The organism is uncultured Microbulbifer sp. (genome assembly GCF_947489355.1).
Taxonomy (GTDB): Bacteria; Pseudomonadota; Gammaproteobacteria; order Pseudomonadales; family Cellvibrionaceae; genus Microbulbifer.
In genome coordinates, this window is record NZ_CANLDD010000242.1 from 1 (window position 1) to 241 (window position 241).

Sequence of the window (241 nt, forward strand, 5' to 3'; positions counted from 1 at the left end):
CGTGAACTGAACCTGACCTGACAGACCACCGTCAGAAAAACCGGTAACTGTCAGATCAAGTCTGAACTACTACAAATAACATTAAGGGGCGTGTATTCAGCCAAAAGTCGATTAAAAATCCATCACAATAGAAAAAAGCAGCTTTTCCTTGAGTCTTTTGGCTTGCTAGGGGCTGTTCCCGTTTCACATGGGTAGCCATAGGAAGGCACAAGCCATAGCTACTGTGCTTTGATAGCACCTC

General features: G+C 44.8%; 1 protein-coding gene. It reads right to left on the reverse strand.

Annotation, left to right across the window (positions count from 1 at the left end; all coding sequences use genetic code 11):
* Positions 1–55: 55 nt before the first annotated feature.
* On the reverse strand, positions 56–241 hold a 186-nt coding region (locus Q1A48_RS21610; protein ID WP_299948952.1), incomplete at its 5' end, for a hypothetical protein.